A 15,544-nucleotide genomic window follows, 5' to 3' on the forward strand; every position below is an offset into this window, starting at 1 on the left:
CTCCCCCCAGAGCCCACCCACAAAAAAGCCCCGGTTCACACCACGTGAGCCGGGGCTTTCTGCCCAAGTGACGGTTACGCCATGGCCGTCACCAGGCTGCGTACAAATTCGGCGTTGTCGATGATGCGCTCATGGTCCACCTCAATCACCACCGACCGCACCACACAGCCCTCGCCAATCACCCGCTGCATGCTGGCTTCGATCAACGCCCGGTGCTGACCGGCCCGGCTCATGGCGGCCCACCAGCAACTGACAGGCGCCTTGAGTGGCTTGAAGTCAGCCTGCTCCATGCGCTTGACCAACGTACGGTCGACGTCCCAGGACACCTGCGCTTCGTTGCCCTCCAACAGCGCTTGCCTGATGTCGAGGAAGGCGTCACCCAGGGTGGCCTCGGCCCATTCGACGAAGCGTGCCCATTGCGTGCCTGCATCGGCGTGGGCGGCCTGCACGTCCTGCCAGGTGGCATGGACAGCCTCTGCAAACGCCGGGAACATCACCCCGAGCAAGTCCACGCGCCGTTCGTTGTCGGATATCTCGCTGTCGTCGGTCACGATTGCCGCTTCCCAGTACGGGGTGAGCCAGCGCGGCGGCGACGAATCGATCCAGCCGACAAACTCCACCTGTCGGCCCGCCTGTTCCAGGTGATAGGCAACCTCTACCGCCAGGTTGCCGCCCAACGACCAGCCCGCCAGGCGGAAGGCCCCTTCGGGCTGGGCTTCCAGCAATTGCGCGGAGTAATCCTCGACCATGCTGGACCAGGCCGGCACTTCGGTGCCCTCCTCGGCCAACGCACGGCAGATCACCCCGACGACCGGCCGCTGCTCACGCAACGCCAGGGCGATGGCCTTGTAGCAATGCACCGAACCGTAGCTGGGGTGGAACAGATAGAGCGGCGTGCCTTCGGTGCGGCTGTTAAGCGGCACCAGCAGCGAGCGGCGAGTGCTGCCTGCGAGACAGCCGACCTGCGCGCGTACGGTCGGGTTGAGCATCAACTGGCTGACCGAAAGGCCGATGCCGCTGGCCTTGCGAATCCGTTCCTTGAGCATCAGCACCAACAGCGAATGGCCGCCCAATTCAAAGAAGTTGTCATTCAACCCGACGTGTTCCACACCGAGCACATCGGCCCAGATCGCGGCGACTTTCTGTTCAAGCTCGGTCCGTGGTGCTTCAAACCGCTGGGTCGACTGCGTGTCCGGTTTCGGTAATGCCTTGCGGTCCAGCTTGCCGTTGGGGCTCAGGGGCATCTGTTCCAGCAGCAACCATTGCGTCGGCACCATGTAATCCGGCAACTGCACAGCCAAGTGTGCACTGAGGGTTTCACGCCAGCCCTCGCCCTGCTCCTGCAAGACCAGGTAACCCACCAGGTGCTTGCCGTCCACCGCCAGCACCGCCGCCTCGCGCACCGATTCGTGCTCCAGCAGGCGTGCTTCGATTTCACCCAGCTCGATACGCAAGCCGCGCAGTTTGATCTGATGGTCGATACGCCCGGCGTATTCGATCACACCGTCAGGGCGGTAGCGCGCCAGGTCTCCAGTACGGTAGAGGCGCTCGCCCTTGATGAACGGATGCGCGATGAAGCGCTCGGCGGTCAAGCCCGGGCGCCGGTGATAACCGCGCGCCAGGCCCACGCCGCCCAGGAACAGCTCACCCAGCACGCCGGCCGGCACCGGCTCGAAATGGCTGTCCAGGACATAGCAGCCCAGGTTGGCAATCGGCTTGCCGATCGGCACTGCGTCGCGGCCTTCATCCACGCACGTCCAGTGGGTCACGTCGATGGCCGCTTCGGTCGGGCCGTACAGGTTGTAAAGCGCGGTGTGCGGCAGTTTGGCGAACACTTGCTGTTGCGCATCCACCGGCAACGCCTCGCCACTGCACACAATGCGCTGCAGGCTGGCGCAGGAAGACACGTTCGAATCCTGCAGGAACGCTTGCAGCATCGACGGCACAAAATGCAGTGTGGTGACCTGTTCACGCGTGATCAGGCCGACCAGTTTTTCAGGGTCGCGATGGTCCCCCGGTGCGGCGACCACCAGGCGTGCGCCGGTCATCAGCGGCCAGAAGAACTCCCACACCGAGACGTCGAAACTGAACGGGGTTTTCTGCAACACGGTATCGCGGGCATCCAGCGCGTAGGCCTCCTGCATCCAGCACAGGCGGTTGGTCAGTGCGCAATGGCGGTTGCCCGCGCCTTTGGGTTGCCCGGTGGAACCCGAGGTGTAGATCACGTAGGCGAGGTTTTCGCCGTCCAGGGCGATGCCTGGGTTGGCGTCGCTGTAGCCCTCGAAGGCAGACTCGCCCAGCACCAGGGTTTCCAGGCCTTGGGTAATCGGTAATTGCTCAAGCAAATGGGCTTGGGTCAGCAGCAGTTTCACGCCGCTGTCGTCCAGCATGTAGGCCAGGCGCTCACGCGGGTATTCCGGGTCCAGCGGCACATAGGCGCCACCGGCCTTGAGCACCGCGAGCAGGCCGACGACCATTTCGATGGAACGCTCCAGCGCCAGGCCGACCAGCATGTCCGGGCCTACGCCGGCTTCGAGCAAACGATGGGCCAGGCGGTTGGCGCGGCGGTTCAACTCGGCGTAGCTCAGCCGCTGCGTGCCAAATGCCAGGGCGGGAGCCTGCGGCGTCAGGGCGACCTGATCTTCGATCAATTGGTGCACACCGCGCGGCAGCGGGTACTCGCGCGCCGTCGCATTCCAGTCCTCGACGATCACCTTGCGCTGTGCCTGAGGCAGGGATGGCAGGTCCGCCAGGCGCTCCACCTGCGCAAGAGTGAGTGCCTGCAACACCTGCTCGAAGTGCTCGGCCAGATGGACGATGTCCTGCTCGCCGAACGCAGCCGGGTCGTAGTTGAACTCCACGGCCAGGCGTTCACCCATGGCCAGCAATACGGTCAAGGGATAGTGCGTCTGTTCCAGGCTGTCCATCGCGCCGAAACGCAGGCCCGCCGGGGCGCCCTGCTCCAACGCCGCCGACACCGGGTAGTTCTCGAACACCAGGATGCTGTCGAACAGCGCTTCGCCACCGAGCCCGGCCCATCGCTGGATGTCGAACAACGGCGTGTGCTCTTGCTCGCGCAGACGCAGGTTTTGCCCCTGCACCTGCTGCAGCCAGGCGTCCACGCTCAACTGCGGGCTCGGCGTCGCCACCACTGGCAAGGTGTTGATAAACAAACCGACCTGCTGCTCGATGCCCGGCAACTCGGTCGGACGTCCCGCCACCGTCGCACCGAACGCTACGGTGTCCAGGCCGGTATGCCGTTGCAACAGCAGGAGCCAGGCACTTTGCACCAGGGTATTGAAGGTGACCTTGTGCCGCTGGGCAAAGGCCTTGAGCTGCTCGGTGGCCGACTGCTCCAGTACCAGCCGGTGAATGCCGTTGACCTGGGACACACCCTGCTCGCGCCTGGCACCGCGCGACAGCCGGGTAGGTTCCTGCAGCCCCGCCAGCTGCGCCTTCCAGAAGGTTTCGCTGGTGACCGGGTCCTGTGCCTGCAGCCAGGCGATGTAGTCACGGTAACGCCCGTTCGGCGCGCGCAACACCTCACCGGCGTACTGCTGCAGGACCTCGCCGAACAACTGCGATGAACTCCAGCCATCCATCAGGATGTGGTGGTTGGTGTAAATCAGATGATGGCTGTCGGCACCGGTACGCACCACCACCAGGCTCAACAATGGGGCCTGCTCAAGCACAAAGCCTTCGGCCCGGGCGGCTTCGGCCAGTGCGTCGAGTGCTTCGGCGCGGTCCGTGCGGTGCTGCCAGTCGTGTTCGAGCAAAGGCACCCGCACCGTCTTGTAGACCACTTGCAACGGCTGCTCCAGCTCGGTCTGCCAGAGAAACGCCGTGCGCAGGATATCGTGATGTTCCACGGCAACCTGCCAGGCCGCCTGGAACCTGCTTACATCCAGCCCTTGCACATCGACGCGCATCTGGTTGATGTAGTCGCCGGAACCCTGTCCATACAAGGATTGGAACAGCATGCCCTGTTGCATCGGTGACAACGGGTAGATGTCCTCGACCCGGTTCAACGGCAACGACAGGCCATCCAACTGTGCCTGGCTCAAGCGCGCCAATGGGAAGTCCGACGGCGTGGCACCGGTGTTTTCAGGCTGGCAGCAATGCGCGATCAGTGCCTTGAGTTCCTGGGCATAGTCATCGGCCAATTGCTGGATGCTGGCCGGGTCGAACATCTGCTGGCTGAAGCTCCAGGTCAGGTTCAATTCGCCGCCATACACCTGGCCGTTGATTTCCAACCAATTGCCCAAGGATGCCTCAGGGCTTTGATCGGCCCCTGCAGCGTCACCGGAAGGCGCAAACAGGCCCGGCTCCTCGCTGTCATCAAAACTGGCATCGAACTGGCCCAGGTAGTTGAAGGTAATGCGTGGCTGCGGCAAGCGCGCCAGGGCTTCGCGAACCTGCGGTTGCCCCAGGTAACGCAAGGCACCAAAGCCGATGCCTTTGTCGGGAATGGCGCGCAGTTGCTCCTTGATCCCCTTCAACGAGTCCGTCAGGGTCAGGGCCGGCGTCAGTTTGACCGGGTAGAGACTGGTGAACCAACCGACGGTACGGGTCAGGTCGATATCGTCGAACAGGTCTTCGCGGCCATGGCCTTCCAAACGGATCAGGGTCGACGCGTGCCCGGTCCAGCGCCCGATCACCCGGGCCAGGGCGGTCAGCAACACATCGTTGATCTGGGTGCGATAGGCCGCCGGTGCATCCTGCAACAGACGCCGGGTGTGAGTGCTGTCCAGGTGCGTGGTCGCACTGCCGGCATGCCGGTTGCTCAAGCTGGCACCCGGTCTGGCAGCTGGCAGGTCGACCTCGGCGTCGTGCAACTGCGCTTGCCACCATGCCAGTTCGCCGGTCAGCGCATCGCCCTGGGCGTACTGCTGCAGTCGGTGTGCCCAATCGCGGGTGGAACTGGTCTTGACCGGCAATACCACGGCAACGCCACGGGCGAGCTGACGGTAAGCCGTTTGCAGGTCCTCCAGCAGGATCCGCCACGACACACCATCCACCACCAGGTGGTGGATCACCAACAGCAAGCGCTGTGCACCACCGTCCAACTCGACCAGTACCGCCCGTATCAGCGGGCCGTGGCCCAGGTCCAGGCTGCGTTGTGCCTCTTCACCCAAGGCCGCGAGTTCGTCGATGTCCTGCAGCGTGCGGTGCCACAGCACGGCGTCGGCCTGGTGCTGTTCGGCACCGCGATAGACGCCCTGCCAGCCACCCGCACCGTCAACGAACTGCGAACGCAACGCATCGTGATGCACGATCAACGCCTGCAAGGCCTGGGTCAGCGTCGTGGCGTCGAGGTGTTCATGGGGTTGCAATACCACCGATTGGTTCCAGTGATGACGCTCGGCGATCTCATCGGCGAAGAACGCTTGCTGGATAGGCAGCAGCAAGGTTTCGCCACTGAGCGCGGCCTGGCTGATCGTCACGCCTTCGACGCCTTGGCGCGCGACACCGGCCAGGCTTTGTACGGTCTGGTGCTGGAACAGGTCCTTGGGCGTGAACCGAATACCCGCCTGGCGAGCACGGCTGACCACCTGGATCGAGATGATCGAATCACCACCCAGCTCAAAGAAGTTGTCGTTCAGGCCCACTTGCGGCAGGCGCAGCACCTCGGCCCAGATCGTCGCGAGCTGTTGTTCCAGCTCGCTCTGCGGGGCCACGTAAGCCTGTTGCAACAGGCTCGCATCCGGTTGCGGCAGGCCCTTGCGGTCGAGCTTGCCGTTGGGGGTCAGCGGCATTTGCGCCAGGAACATGAAGTACGTTGGTACCATGTAATCCGGCAGGCGGGTTTTCAGGGCACGGCGCAGGTGGTCGCGGAATTCGGCTTCGTTGACCAGGCTGGCGTCGGCCGGCACCACGTAGGCCACCAGCTGTTTGCCGGTCGGGCCTTCCTGGGCCACCACCACGGTTTCACCGACGTTGTCCTGCTCACGCAGGCGCGCTTCAATTTCCCCCAGTTCGATACGGAAACCACGAATCTTCACCTGGTGGTCGACACGCCCGAGATAATCCACCACGCCATCCGGGCGGCCACGGGTCAGGTCGCCGCTGCGATACACGCGGCTGCCCGGCGTGCCGAACGGGTCCGGCACGAAGCGTTCGGCGGTCAGCGCCGGACGTTCCAGGTAACCACGGGCCACGCCCTCGCCGCCCAGGTACAGCTCACCGGCGACGCCGATGGGTTGCAGGTTGAGTTGCGCGTCGAGTACGTAGCCGCTGCGGTTGCCCAGCAGCGTGCCGATTGGCGCGTAGACGGCGCCGCAGGGGTCGCCCTTGCGCGCCTTCCACAGCAACGGCGTCACCACGGTTTCGGTCGGGCCGTAGCCGTTGAACAGGTAGGTCGGCTTGAGCGCGCGCCAGGCCAGGTCATAGCTGGCCTGGGCCACGGCATCACCACCGAAGCAGTAGACCCGCACCTTTGGTGGATTGCCGTCGCGCTCGGCATGCTCGGCCAGTTGTTGCAGGTACACCGGCGGGAACACCGCCATGGTCACGTTGTGACGGTGCATCTGCGTGTAGGTGTACTCGGGCAGCCACAGGCTGTCGTCACGGATCAGCACACTGGCGCCGTTAATCAGCGGGTGCATCCAGCCTTCGTGGGAGCCGTCGAAGGCGAACGACATGAAGTGCAGTTCGCAATCGGCCGGCGATGTTTCATAACGCTCGCCGGTAGCAATGATGTGCGCCACCAACGGCCCGTGGGACACCGCCACGCCCTTGGGCAGGCCGGTGGAACCGGAGGTGTAGATCACGTAGGCGAGGTTGTCGCCGTGCAGTTTTACATCCGGCGCAGTGTCGCCGTAATCGGCCCATTGCTCGGTACGATCAATCGCCAGGCTGTCCAGGCCTTCGGGAATCGGCAGTTGCGACAACGCACTGGTGTGGGTCAGCAGCAACTTCGCACGGCTGTCCTGCATCATGTACAGCAGGCGATCACGCGGGTATTCGATATCCAGCGGCACGTAGACGCCGCCGGCTTTCATCACCGCGAGGAACGCCACGAGGCTCTCGGCACTGCGCGGCATGGCAATCGCCACGCGCACTTCGGGGCCGATGCCACGGGCGACCAGGGCATGGGCCAGGCAGTTGGCCTGGCGGTCCAGCTCGCCATAACTCAGGGTTTGCGCATCGAACTTGACCGCCACCGCAGCGGGGTTTTCGGCGGCGCGGTCGGCAACCATTTCGTGTACCAGACGCTCGGCCGAGAAGCCGGCGTCGGTCTGGTTCCACAGCTGCAGGATGTGTCGTTGCTCATCCTGGCCCAGCAGGTTGAGTTGACTGATGGATTGCTGTTGATCGGCAACCATCGCCTGCAACAGGTTCTGCCAATGGCAGGCCATGCGCTTGATGGTCGAGGCGTTGAACAGGTCGGTCGCGTAACCCAAGGTGGCCCAGATGCTGTCCGTGCCTTCATGCACATCCAGGTCCAGGTCGAAATGGGCGGTCTGGCTCTCCCATTCCAGGCCTTCGACGCGCAGTGTGGACAGCGCGTGTTCGACGCCGCCCAGGCGCGCTTCGGTCTGGTGGTTGAACATCACCTGAAACAACGGGTTAAGACTCAAACTGCGCTCGGGTTGCAGCGCCTCCACCAGTTGTTCGAACGGCAGGTCCTGATGGTCCTGGGCCTCCAGCGCACGCTGGCGGACCTGCTGCAACAGTTGCGTGACAGAAGTCTGCTCATCGATATCGGCCTTGAGCACCTGGGTGTTGACGAAGAAGCCGATCAGCCGCTCGGTCTCGACCCGGTTGCGGTTGGCAATCGGCACCCCGACGCGCACGTCTTCCTGGCCGCTGTAACGGTGCATCAGCGCCTGGAACGAGGCCAGCAACAGCATGAACAGAGTCACGCCTTCGCGTTGCGCCAGGCCCTTGAGGTCGGCAACCAGCGCGGGCGGCAGCTCGACAAACAGGCGCGCACCACGATGGCTTTGCTCGGCCGGGCGCTGGTGGTCGAAAGGCAATTCCAGCACCGGTTGCTCGCCACCCAGCAAACCTTGCCAGTACGCCAGCTGCCGGGCTTTTTCGCCCGCGTCCATCCACTCGCGCTGCCAGCGGGCATAGTCGGCGTACTGGATCGGCAAGGCCGGCAGTTGCAGATCCAGGCCCTGGCTGTAGGCGCTATACAACTGCACCAGCTCATCGACCATGATTTGCATCGACCAGCCGTCGGAGACGATATGGTGCAGCACCAGCACCAGTACATGCTCGTTCTCGCTCTGGCGCAGCAACGTGGCCCTGAGCAATGGCCCGGCCTGCAGGTCGAACGGGCGGGCGATCTCGGCTTGCACCTGGGCCTTGAGCCGGGTCGGGTCGCTCTCGACCAGAACGATGTCGACCGTGGCCTGCGGCGCAATCACCTGCACGGTCTGCTCATCACCCTGATGCAAATGGGTGCGCAGACTTTCATGGCGCGCTACCAGCGTGTCGAAGCTGCGTTGCAGCGCGTTCAGGTCCAGCTGGCCCTTGAGGCGCAACGCGCTGGGCACATGGTAGGCGGCGCTGTCGGGCTCCAGCAGCCAGAGGAACCACTGGCGCTCCTGGGCGTACGACAACACCAAGGGCACATCGCGGGAAGACGGCACCAACGCCGGCGCCGTCGAACCGCCCTGCTTGCCCTCGCTGTGCAGGGCCGCGACAAAGCCGTCGAGGCGCGGTTGTTCGAACAGCACGCGCAGCGGCAACTCGATCCCCAGGTTATGCCGCAGGCGCGACGCCACTTGCATGGCCAGCAAGGAATGCCCGCCCATCTCAAAGAAATGATCGGTCAGGCCAATACGTTCAGCACCGAGGATATCCGCCCAGATCGCGGCAACCTGCTGCTCCAGCACACTGACCGGCGCCACCCAACTGTGCAGCGCCTGGCTCGCATCCGGGCGTGGCAAGGCATGGCGATCCAACTTGCCATTGGGGCTCAACGGCAGTGCCTTCAGGAACATGAAGTGCGCCGGCACCATGTAGTCCGGCAGCTCATCGCGCAAAGCCGTGCGAAGCTGCTCACGCAGTGCGTCCTGCCCGGACTCGGCCATGGGGGTAACCAGGTAGGCGATCAGTTGCTGGTCGGCAGCAATCACCAGCGCTTCGCGGACCGCATCCTGGGCCAGCAGGCGCGATTCGATTTCACCCAGTTCGATACGGAAGCCACGCACCTTGACCTGATGGTCGATGCGCCCGATGTACTCGATCACACCATCGGCACGGTAGCGCGCCAGGTCGCCGGTGCGGTACAGGCGACCGCCGCCAGCGGGGTCGAAGGGGTCGGGAATAAAGCGTTCGGCGGTCAGCGCCGCGCGGTTGAAGTACCCCCGCGCCAGCAATGGCCCGCCGATCACCAGTTCGCCGGCCACGCCCACAGGCACCGGGTTGAGGCTGGCATCCAGCAGGTAGATGGCGCGGCCGTCCAGTACGCGACCAATCGGCATCATTTGCGTGACGGCTTCGCGGCCATCGACATAACCCGCACAATCGAGGGCCGTGACCGTAACGGTCGCCTCGGTGGGGCCGTAGGTGTTGAGCAGGCGCACATGGCCCAGGCCGGCATCGCGCCAGGAAGCCAAACCTTCCGGCGGCATGGCTTCGCCGCCCGCATGCACCTGGCGCAACCGCCCATAGTCCCGCACACCTCGCTCGGCAAAGTCCCGGGCAATCAGGTGCCAGTAGGCGGTGGTGAGGTCGACCACCGAAATCTCATGTTCGATCAGTTGGGTGTAGAAGGTGTCGCTGTCCCACAGCTCGCCGCCACGCACCACCACCGCGGCCCCGCAGCAGAGCGCCGGGTAGAGTTGCTCGACGAAACCGTCGAAGTTGAATGTACCGAATTGCAGCACGCAGTCAGCGGCGGTCAGCGCAAACACCTCGGTAAACACCTCGACGTGGCGTGCCAACGAAGCCTGGTCGATGCCCACGCCCTTGGGCCGCCCGGTCGAACCCGAGGTGAACATCAGGTAGGCCAGGTTGGCCGGGAACGCGCGCACCTCGGGGTTACTCGACGGGTACTCGGCCAGCCACTGCGGATCGGACTCCAGGCAGATCAACGCCAGGTCGGCACTGATCGGCAGGCGCTCCAGCAAGGAATGCTGGGTCAGCAACAGCTGCAAGCCGCTGTCTTCGATCATGCATTGCAGGCGGTCGCGGGGGTATTGCGGGTCCAGCGGTACATAGGCGCCGCCGGCCTTGAGCACAGACAGCAGGGCCACGATCATTTCCAGCGAACGGTCCACGGCAACGCCGACCAGGCTGTCGGCGCCCACGCCCTGTTCGATCAGGGCGTGGGCCAGGCGGTTGGCGCGCTGGTTGAGGTCGGCGTAACTCATGCGCCGCTGATCCATGATCAGGGCGACGGCGTCGGGCCGGCTCGCCACCTGCTGCTCGAATTTAACCAGCACGCTGCTGTGGGCGGCACGCGCGGGTCGCGGCGGGTTCCACTCATAGAGCATCTGCGCTTGCTCATCGCGGCCCAGCATCGGCAAGTCGGCGACACACTGCCGGGCCGTGCCTACCACGCTCTTCAGCAGGTTTTGCCAATGCGCGGCGAAGCGCTGCAGGGTACTGGCGTCGAACAATGCGGTCGCGTAGGTCAACGAAGCGTGCAGGCCCTCGGCAGACTCCTGGGTGTCCAGGCTCAGGTCGAAATGCGCCGTATGACTGTCCCACTCCAGCCCCTGCACCTGCAGCCCCGGCAATTGCTGGCTGCCACGGTTGGCATGGGCGTCGGACTGGTGATTGAACATCACTTGGAACAGCGGGTTGTGGCTCAGGCTGCGCTCGGGTTGCAGGGCCTCGACCAACTGTTCGAAAGGCAGGTCCTGATGGGCCTGCGCCCCCAACGCGTGCTCCTTGACCTGCTGCAACAGCTGGGCAAAGGTCATGTGCCCGTCGATCTCGGCCTTGAGCACCTGGGTATTGACGAAGAAGCCGATCAGTTGTTCGGTTTCCAGGCGGTTACGGTTGGCGATAGGCACGCCGACACGGATATCCGACTGGCCGGTGTAGCGGTACAACATCGACTGGAAAGACGCGAGCAGCAGCATGAACATGGTCACGCCTTCGCGCTGCGCCAGGGCGCGCAAGCCCTCGACCACGGCAGGTTCGACCAGCACATCCAGGCGCGCACCTTCGTAACGTTGTATCGCCGGGCGCGGGCGGTCCAGCGGCAGCTCCAGTACCGGCTGCACATCCCCCAGGCGGGCCCGCCAATAGGCCAATTGCCGGGCTTTTTCGCCCGCCTCCATCCAGCCACGCTGCCACTGGGCGTAGTCGGCGTATTGAATCGGCAGTGCCGGCAGCACTGGCTCGAGCCCCTGGCTGTAACCGGCATACAAACTCACCAATTCATCGACCATGACCTGCATCGACCAGGCATCCGACACGATGTGGTGCTGGACCAGTATCAACACATGCTCGTGCTCGCTCAGTTGCAGCAGCTTGATGCGCAGTAACGGGCCGGCCTGCAGGTCAAATGGCCGGGCGATTTCGCGCTCCACCCACCCCTGCAATTCGCCGGAGGTGGCTGCGCCCACGACCTGGTGTTCAATGACCGGCGCAGCCTGTTCGAGCACACGCTGAACGGTCTGGCTAACGTCGGAAAAAAACACCGTGCGCAAGGTTTCATGGCGCTGCACCAGAGTGTCGAACGCACGTTGCAGGGCCACACGGTCAAGCGCACCCGACAGGCGCAGCGCGGCAGGAATGTGATAGGCCGCGCTGTCGGGTTCCAGCTGCCAGAGGAACCACTGGCGCTCCTGGGCGTACGATAGGGCCAGCGGCTGTGCGCGATCGGCGCGGGTGATCTGCGCGACCTCGGCGCCTGCATCCCCCAATGACGCCACGAAGGCGCCCAGCACCGGTTGCTCAAACAGGCTTTTGAGTGCCACCTCGATACCCAGCGCCTGGCGCACACGGGACACCATGCGGGTCGCCAGCAGCGAATGACCGCCGAGCTCGAAGAAATGGTCCTCCAGGCCCACCTGTGGCACACCCAGCACCTCGGCCCAGATCGCCGCCACCTGCCGGGCTTTCTCACCGACCGGCGCCACATAGCGTTTTTGCAGCAGGCTGGCGTCTGGCTTGGGCAGCGCCTTGCGATCCAGCTTACCGTTCGGTGTCAGCGGCAGGCGGGCCAGGAACAGCATGTGCGCCGGCACCATATAATCCGGCAGCACCTCGCGCAGTGCGGCCTTGAACGCTTCGCGCAAGGCGCCCTGATCGGCTTCCGGCGTCAAGGTGTCGGTCACCAGATAGGCCAGCAACTGGTCATGCTCGGCCACCACCACGGCTTCGCGGATCGCACGCTGCTCACGCAGGCACGCCTCAATCTCTCCCAGTTCGATACGGAACCCACGCACCTTGACCTGATGGTCGACGCGGCCGATGTACTCGACCACGCCATCCGCGCGATAGCGCGCCAGATCGCCTGTGCGATAAAGCCGCTCACCGTTGCGCGCAAACGGATTGGGCACAAAACGCTCGGCGGTCAACGCAGCCCGGCCGTGATACCCCCGGGCCAGGCCGACACCGCCGATCAGCAGCTCACCGCTGGTGCCTACCGGGCTCGGAGTGAGCTCGGCATTGAGGATAAACAACGAGGTGTTGGCGATTGGCCGACCGACAAAGGGCACCGGCTCGACCAACTCATGGGCCGCCGACCAGATGGTGGTTTCGGTCGGACCATACAGGTTCCACACCGCACCCTCTTGGGCCAGCATGCGCCGGGCCAGGTCGGCCGGCAACGCTTCGCCACCGCACAGGCACTTGACCCCGTGCAGCAAGGCACGGCGTTCGCTGTCCAGAAGCATGCGCCAGGTCGACGGCGTGGCTTGCACCACACTGATCGCTTCGCGCTGCACCAGATCCAGAATCGCCTCGGGATCCAGGGACACGTCCTTGTCGGCCAGTACCACCGTCGCACCTGTCGCCAGCGGCACGTAGAGTTCCAGGGCAAAGATATCGAACGAGAACGTGGTCAACGACAACAGCCGCGCGTCAGCGCCAATGGCCAGGGTGCTGGCCATGCCATGGGTGAAGCTGCTCAGTGCGCCATGACGCACCATCACGCCCTTGGGCTTGCCGGTGGAACCGGAGGTGTAGATCACATAGGCCAGGTGCTCGCCCGTCAGTTCGATATCGGGGTTGGCGCTGCTGTAGCGCGCATCTTCCTGTGCGTCCATGAGCAGCAATTGCTGGTCAGCCGCCAGTGGCAGGCGTTCGTGCAGGTCGCCGGCAGTCAATAGCACGCGAGCGCGGCTGTCTTCCAGCATGAAGGCCAGCCGGTCCGCCGGGAATTGCGGATCGAGCGGCACGTAGGCGCCACCGGCCTTCAGCGTCGCCAGCAAGGCCAAGACCATGTCCACCGAGCGGTCGAGGGCCACCGCCACCAGCACGTCCGGCCCGACACCCGCAGCGCGCAGGCGATGGGCCAGGCGGTTGGCGCAACAGTTCAGCTCGCCGTAACTCAGCGCCTGGCCGTTGCACACCAGGGCAATGGCGTCGGGGCGCGCTTGCGCCTGGGCCTCCAGCAACCGATGCACGCCCTCGTCCTGCGCAAACGCCATGGGCGTGTGGTTCCAGCCGTGCACCTGTTGCTGCCACTGTGCATCATCCAACAGGGGCAACTCACCGATACGGCCGCCGCAATCCTGGGCCACCCGGTGCAACAGGCGATGCCAATGGCCAAGGAAACGCTCCAGGCCAGGCGCATCAAACAAGTCAGTGGCATAGGTCAGCGACGCCTGGATACCGTCAGCCGATTCCTGGGTGTCGAGGCTGAGGTCAAACTGCGACGTCTTGCTGTCCCACTCCAGCCCTTGCACTTGCAACCCCGTTACACTGCCGCCACCGCGCTGGGTGTCGGTCTGGTGGTTGAACATCACTTGGAACAACGGGTTGTAGCTCAAGCTGCGCTCGGGCTGCAGCGCTTCCACCAACTGCTCGAACGGCAAGTCTTGATGGGCCTGGGCCTCGACCGCGCGTTGGCGGGTCTGCTGCAGCAATTCACGAAATGTCATCTGGCCGTCGATATCGGCCTTGAGAATTTGCGTGTTGACGAAAAAGCCGATCAGGCGCTCGGTCTCCACCCGATTACGGTTAGCCACCGGCACACCGATGCGGATGTCAGCCTGGCCGCTGTAGCGGTGCAGCACAGCCTGGAACGACGCCAGCAACAGCATGAAAATCGTCACACCTTCACGCTGCGCCAAGGTCTTGAGGCCTGCCACCAGAGAGGCTTCCAGGGTCAGGTCCAGCCTGGCCCCGCGGTAGCTCTGTAGCGCTGGCCGTGGACGGTCCATGGGCATTTCGAGGACCGGTTGCTCGCCGCCGAGCATGCCTTTCCAGTAACCCAATTGGCGCTCACGCTCGCCCGCCTCCATCCAGCTGCGTTGCCACAGCGCGTAGTCGGCGTACTGGATCGGCAAGGCCGGCAGTTGCAGGTCCTGGCCCTGCACATAGGCGGCGTACAGTTGCACCAGCTCGTCGACCATTACCTGCATCGACCAGCCATCGGAGACGATGTGATGCTGCACCAGCACCAACACATGCTCCTGGGGCGCCAGGCGCAGCAGCTTGACCCGCAACAGCGGGCCTTGCTGCAAATCGAATGGCTGGGCGATCTCGGCTTCCACCAGCGCCTTGAGTTCGGATTCCTCGGCGTCGACCAGGGCAATATCCACCCGTACCTGATCGGCAATCACCTGCAAGGCACTGTCGCCGTCCTCCTGCAAATGCGTGCGCAGGCTTTCATGGCGCAGCACCAGTGTGTCAAAGCTGCGCTGCAACGCGGCCACGTCCAGTTGGCCGGTAAGGCGCAAGGCCCTTGGCACATGATAGGCGGTGCTCTGCGGCTCCAACTGCCACAAAAACCACTGCCGCTCCTGGGCATAAGAGAGCCGAAGAGGCTCACCTTCCTGGCGCTTGAAAACCGGGGCAATCTCAAACAGGTTGATGCCTTGCTGCTTGAGCATTACCGCCAACGCTTTCTTTTGCTGCGCCGAAAGTGACCCTACCGACTCGATTAATGCTTGCACGCCACGCCCCTCAGGAAGTCAATTTATCCAAATCTTCTGCTGATAGACGTTTGAGAGCCTCCAAGGATTTAGCCAATGCGTCCTGCACCGGCGAATTATTTGTCTGCTGGCCTGCCACATAGGCGCTGAAATCGGCCAGGGTCGGGGTGGTGAAGATCGATTTGACGTCGAATTCGGCGTGCAGCTGCTCGCGCAGGCGCACCACCACCTGAGTAGCGAGCAGCGAGTGGCCGCCCAGTTCGAAGAAGTTGTCGTTCAACCCCACGCGCGGTACCGCCAGGACTTCGGCCCAGATCGCGGCGATCTGCTGTTCCAGCTCGCTCTGCGGCGCGACATACTCCCGCGCGAGCAAACTGGCGTCCGTCTTGGGCAAGGCCTTTCGATCCAGTTTGCCGTTGGGGCTCAGAGGCATCTGCTCCAGCAGCACCCATTGGGCGGGCACCATGTAGTCCGGCAACTGCTGGGCAAGATGGGCGCTGAGCACATCGCGCCAGTCGTCCCCGGCGTTT

2 protein-coding genes are annotated in these 15,544 nt (G+C 64.0%); both read right to left on the reverse strand.

What is annotated here, in order from left to right:
* Nucleotides 1–74: 74 nt before the first annotated feature.
* Complete coding sequence (locus V3W40_RS27825) at nt 75–15,035, reverse strand: non-ribosomal peptide synthase/polyketide synthase (protein WP_330216066.1); 14,961 nt, start codon at nt 15,033–15,035, stop codon at nt 75–77.
* Nucleotides 15,036–15,045: 10 nt separating this feature from the next.
* Nucleotides 15,046–15,544 (reverse strand): phosphopantetheine-binding protein (locus tag V3W40_RS27830; protein ID WP_330216067.1); only part of this gene is annotated, 499 nt, incomplete at its 5' end.

This window comes from Pseudomonas sp. AM8 (assembly GCF_036346475.1).
Classification (GTDB): domain Bacteria; phylum Pseudomonadota; class Gammaproteobacteria; order Pseudomonadales; family Pseudomonadaceae; genus Aquipseudomonas; species Aquipseudomonas marginalis.